Source organism: uncultured Cardiobacterium sp. (assembly GCF_938028185.1).
In the GTDB taxonomy this organism is placed as follows: domain Bacteria; phylum Pseudomonadota; class Gammaproteobacteria; order Cardiobacteriales; family Cardiobacteriaceae; genus Cardiobacterium.
The window spans coordinates 1-4,822 of the sequence record NZ_CALJAH010000426.1; the positions used below are offsets into that span (position 1 = coordinate 1).

The 4,822-nt window shown below is 56.9% G+C and carries 3 protein-coding genes; all 3 read left to right on the top strand.

What is annotated here, in order from left to right; all coding sequences use genetic code 11:
• Positions 1-171 precede the first annotated feature (171 nt).
• The gene (locus Q0349_RS12310; RefSeq protein ID WP_298081312.1) at positions 172-3,372 is read left to right on the top strand and encodes a helicase-related protein; all 3,201 of its coding nucleotides are present in this window, start codon (positions 172-174) and stop codon (positions 3,370-3,372) included.
• On the top strand, positions 3,369-4,139 hold the full coding sequence (locus Q0349_RS12315) for a DUF4391 domain-containing protein (protein WP_298081313.1): 771 nt from the start codon (positions 3,369-3,371) through the stop codon (positions 4,137-4,139). Before Q0349_RS12310 ends, Q0349_RS12315 begins: the two co-directional genes overlap by 4 nt.
• Positions 4,140-4,152: 13 nt before the next feature.
• The coding region (locus Q0349_RS12320; protein ID WP_298081314.1) for a site-specific DNA-methyltransferase at positions 4,153-4,822 on the top strand (670 nt) is incomplete at its 3' end.

A 4,822-nucleotide genomic window follows, 5' to 3' on the forward strand; every position in this document is an offset into this window, starting at 1 on the left:
CCCTGCGCAACCTCGACATCAGCGACACCCGCGCCAAACTGGCGCTCTACATCGAAACCGGCCTCATCGCCGACGGCAGCGACAGTGCCGTATCGCGTCTGGGCAGAGAATAAGCGGAATCAGGACCATGTTCGCGCTGGAGTCAGTGTTTTATCATCGAACGAACCACACATGAAACAAATCCCCAACACCGGCTCACAGCGCGTCATTGACCTGCTTCATCCGTATTTCAAGCGCGGCAACCAGCTGGATTGCGCAACGCCTTCGTTGTCGCTTTATGCCTTTGCCGCCATCCGGGAAGCGCTATTTGAACTGGAACGGGTTCAGCTCATCGTGCCGCCCGATAGCGAAGCGCTCAAACTTTCCGGTACGGATAGCGACCGTAGCGCCCGCAACCGACTGCAATCCCGCTGGCTTGCCAACCAATGTGCGCGATGGATTCAGGAAAAAGTAACATTACGACAGGCAACGGGCGAAATCCCACAGGGAGTGGCGGTCATCCGCGACAGCAGCGGCATACCGGAACAGGCTGTGTTGGGCTCATTTTCCCTCAGCACGGCGGGGCTTGGCCTGACGCCAGGCAACCCGCTGAACCTGATACAAGCCTCGGAAACCGCCAGCGAAGCCGCACAATTCGCCCAATGGTTTGACGTGCAATGGAGAAACCTGCCAGACCCCGAAAATAAAAACGAAGGCTGCAACAGCGTGCTTGCTGCCCTGCGTGCACTGGGCGAACACCGCGCCCCGCTAGCCATCTACGCACTGATACTGCAACGCCTCTTTCAAGACAATGACGATGGCATGGACGAAGAGCGCATCGTCAAATCCGCCACTGGCATACATAACACCGCCGTGTGGAAAAAACTCTTCAAGTTCCAGCGCGATGGCGTAGTAGGCGCTATCGACAAACTCAACCGCTTCGGCGGCTGCATCATTGCCGACAGCGTCGGCCTTGGCAAAACCTTCGAGGCGCTCGCCATCATCAAATACCACGAACTGCGCAACGACCGCGTACTGGTACTCGCCCCCAAACGCCTGCGCGACAACTGGACGCTTTACAAAGCAAACGACAAGCGCAATATCCTCGCTACCGACCGCTTCAACTACGACATCCTCAACCACACCGACCTCTCGCGTGATAGCGGTATGTCCGGCGATATTGACCTCTCGCACGTGAACTGGGGCAACTACGACCTGGTTGTCATTGACGAGTCACACAACTTTCGCAATAAGGCCACGCACAAAGACAAAGAGTCGCGCTACGACCGCCTGATGCGGCGCATTATTCGCGAAGGCGTCAAAACCCGCGTACTGATGCTCTCGGCCACGCCCGTCAATAATCGCCTGACCGACCTACGCAACCAAATCGCCTTTGCTACCGAAGGCGACGATACCGCCCTGGCAACGCATGGCATCGCCAGTATCGAAGCGACGACGCGCAAAGCGCAAAAACAATTCAACCGCTGGCTGGAACTGGATGATGCCGATAAAACCCCTGCCAGACTGGTAGAAATGCTTGGCTTTGACTACTTCACCCTGCTTGATCACCTCACCATCGCCCGCTCACGTCGCCACGTCGAAAAATACTACGGCACTGGCGAAACCGGACGTTTCCCCGACCGCCTGCCGCCTATCAACATCAAAGCAGACGTTGACTTGCAGGGCGAATTCCGCAGTATCCGCGACATCAACCAGGAAATCCGCCGCCTGAAGCTAGCCAGTTACGCACCGCTGCGCTACGTCCTGCCGCACAAACAGGCAGAATACGACGAAAAATACAGCACCAAAGTACGCGGTGGCGAAGGCTTCTTCTATCAGAAAGACCGGGAAGAAAGCCTGATACACCTCTTGCGCGTCAACGTACTGAAGCGCATGGAAAGCGCCGTCTCATCCTTCACCCTCACCCTGGAACGGCAACTTGAAGACGTAGAAGCCATGCTGAAGCGCATCGAAGCGCACAGTGACACCCTGGAAGCGCCCAGCATCGCCGACATCGATATCGACGATCCGACCTTTGAAACCCTGCTGGTCGGGCGCAAAATCAGAGTATTGCTTGCCGACGTTGACCGCATCCGTTGGCAACAGGATTTGCTCGAAGACCGCAACCGCCTCGACACCCTACTGAAAACCGCCCGGCAAGTGGGCGCCGCGCGCGACGCCAAACTGGCAAAACTGCGCGAAATGATCACCCGCAAAAATAGCGCGCCCACCAACCCCGGCAACCGCAAAATCATCATCTTCACCGCCTTCTCGGACACCGCAAACTACCTTTACGCCCAACTGGCAGCGTGGGCAAAAGACACCTTGGGCATCCATAGCGCCGTCATTACCGGCAGTAAAGGCATCCAGACGACCCTGCCGGGATTGCGCAAAAACATGAGCGACGTCCTCACCGCCTTTGCTCCGCGTGCCAAAGAACGGCCGCAAGAAATGGCAGACGAAGGCGAAATTGACCTGCTCATTGCCACCGACTGCATCTCCGAAGGCCAAAACCTGCAAGACTGCGACTGGCTCATCAACTACGACATCCACTGGAATCCGGTGCGTATCATCCAGCGCTTTGGCCGCATTGACCGCATCGGCTCGCCCAACCAGAGCATCCAGCTGGTGAACTTCTGGCCGAACATCGAACTGGAGGAATACATAAACCTCGAACAACGCGTCAGCGGGCGCATGGTATTACTGGACATCTCCGCAACCGGCGAAGAAAACCTGATCGAACAAACCTCCGGCAACACCATGAACGACCTCGAATACCGGCGTAAACAACTGCTCAAACTACAAGACACCGTCATCGACATCGAAGACCTCTCCAGCGGCGTATCCATCACCGACCTCACCCTCACCGACTTCCGCATCGACCTGGCGCAATACCAAAAAGCCCACCCTGGCGCACTGGATACCCAACCATTAGGCGCCTGCGCCATCACCACCAGCCTCGATGCCGATATCCCGCCCGGCATCATCTACTGCCTGCAAGCCTGCGGCACCACATCGCATGCCACCACAGATTACCCGCTAGCGCCGTATTACCTGGTACACGTCGGCGATGACGGCAGCGTCCTACTCCCCTACACCCAGGCAAAACACATCCTCGACCGCCTCAAGCGCCTTACCCTGGGACGCGAACTCCCGGACGCTGACGCCTGTGCCCGCTTCGACCAAGCGACCCAAAACGGTGAAAACATGCAGCACGCCCAAAAACTGCTCGCCGCCGCCATCGCCTCTATCAGCGGTAAACAAGAAGAGCGCGCCGTCGCCAGCCTGTTCAGCCCCGGCGGCACGCACGCCCTGCCGGGTGAAATAGCGGGCAGTGGCGAATTTGAAGTCATCGCCTTCCTCGTCATCCTCCCGGAAAGTGGGGCGATATGACGGCACATCCCGCTCAAACCCTGCTTGATGCCCTGCAACTACCGCAACAAGCGCGACTGGAACAGCGCATCCCCAAAAAACTGCTGCTGGAAAACAGCGCAGCGACCGCTGCCGACAAACGTCTGCTGAACGATGCCATCGAAGAAATCCGCTGGCTTGCCGCCCTCAAGCCGCACACCATCGGCATCCCCGCATACCACGATGCCATCCGCGAATACCTGGAAATCGCCGTGCTTGCCGTCACCTTGCGTAGCGACCTCACCCCGGCGCGGCAAACACGGCTTGCTGCCCTTATCCACCGCGCCATTCCCTACCCGCTGTTTCTACTACTGGCAGGACAAACACCCACCCTGTCGCTGGCGCACAAACGCCGCGCGCAAAACGAAGCAGACAAAACCGTACTCGATGGCGAACCGCTATCCATCACGCCCAGCAGCACCGACACCGCTATCAAAGACGCTTTCTATCAGTCGCTCGCTCTCGGCCAACAGCCCCAAACCAGCCTGTATGCCCTCTACCAAGGCTGGATAACCTGCCTGGAAGCCTTGCAGGTAGCGCACCGCAGCGGCAACTACCGCCTGGCAAACACCGCAGAACAAGCAGACGCGCGCCGCGCCGCGCTTGCCGCCTGTGCGCAGCTGGAAGAAGATATCCGCCGCCTGCGAGCCCAGGCCAACAAAGAAAAACAACTGGCGCGCCTTGTCGCCATCAACCAAGAACTCAAACAACTGCAAGCAGCGCTCGCTGCCGCCCAACAACAACTTTGACACAGGAAAACCCATGGAAAAAATCACCGCAAACAGCCCTGAAGCCCAATCTGCCGACCTCATCGCCGCCAATATCGCCCGCCTCAAAGCGCTCTTCCCGGAACTGGTCAGCGAAGACAAAAACGGGGCGGCGATTAACGTGGACGTCCTCAAGGCGCTGGTCGGTGATGCCACCGTAAGCGATGCCGACGAAAAATACGGCCTTAACTGGCACGGCAAACGCGCCGCACGCCAACTGGCACTCACCCCCAGCACCGGCACCCTGCGCCCCTGTCCGGAAGAAAGCGTGGATTGGAACAGCACACAAAACCTGATGATCGAAGGCGACAACCTCGAAGTGCTCAAACTGCTGGAAAAAAGCTATACCGGCGAAGTCAAACTGATTTACATCGACCCGCCCTACAACACCGGCAAAGATTTCGTCTATCCCGACAACTATCAGGACAATATCAAAAACTATCTGGAACTGACCGGGCAAATAGAAGGCGGACAAAAAATAAGCAGCAATACCGAAAGCAACGGACGCTTTCATACCGATTGGCTAAATATGATGTATCCAAGACTGAAACTTGCTCATCGTTTGCTAAAGAATGAAGGCGTTATTTTTATCAGCATTGCTGACCATGAAATTTCTAGTTTACGAGCTATTATGAATGAGATTTTTGGGGAAGAAAATTTTGAAG

Excerpts from the sequence above, each read along its gene's own strand:
- Q0349_RS12315 (WP_298081313.1), top strand. The coding sequence starts at position 3,369 with ATGACGGCACATCCCGCTCAAACCCTGCTTGATGCCCTGCAACTACCG.
- Q0349_RS12310 (WP_298081312.1), top strand. The coding sequence starts at position 172 with ATGAAACAAATCCCCAACACCGGCTCACAGCGCGTCATTGACCTGCTT.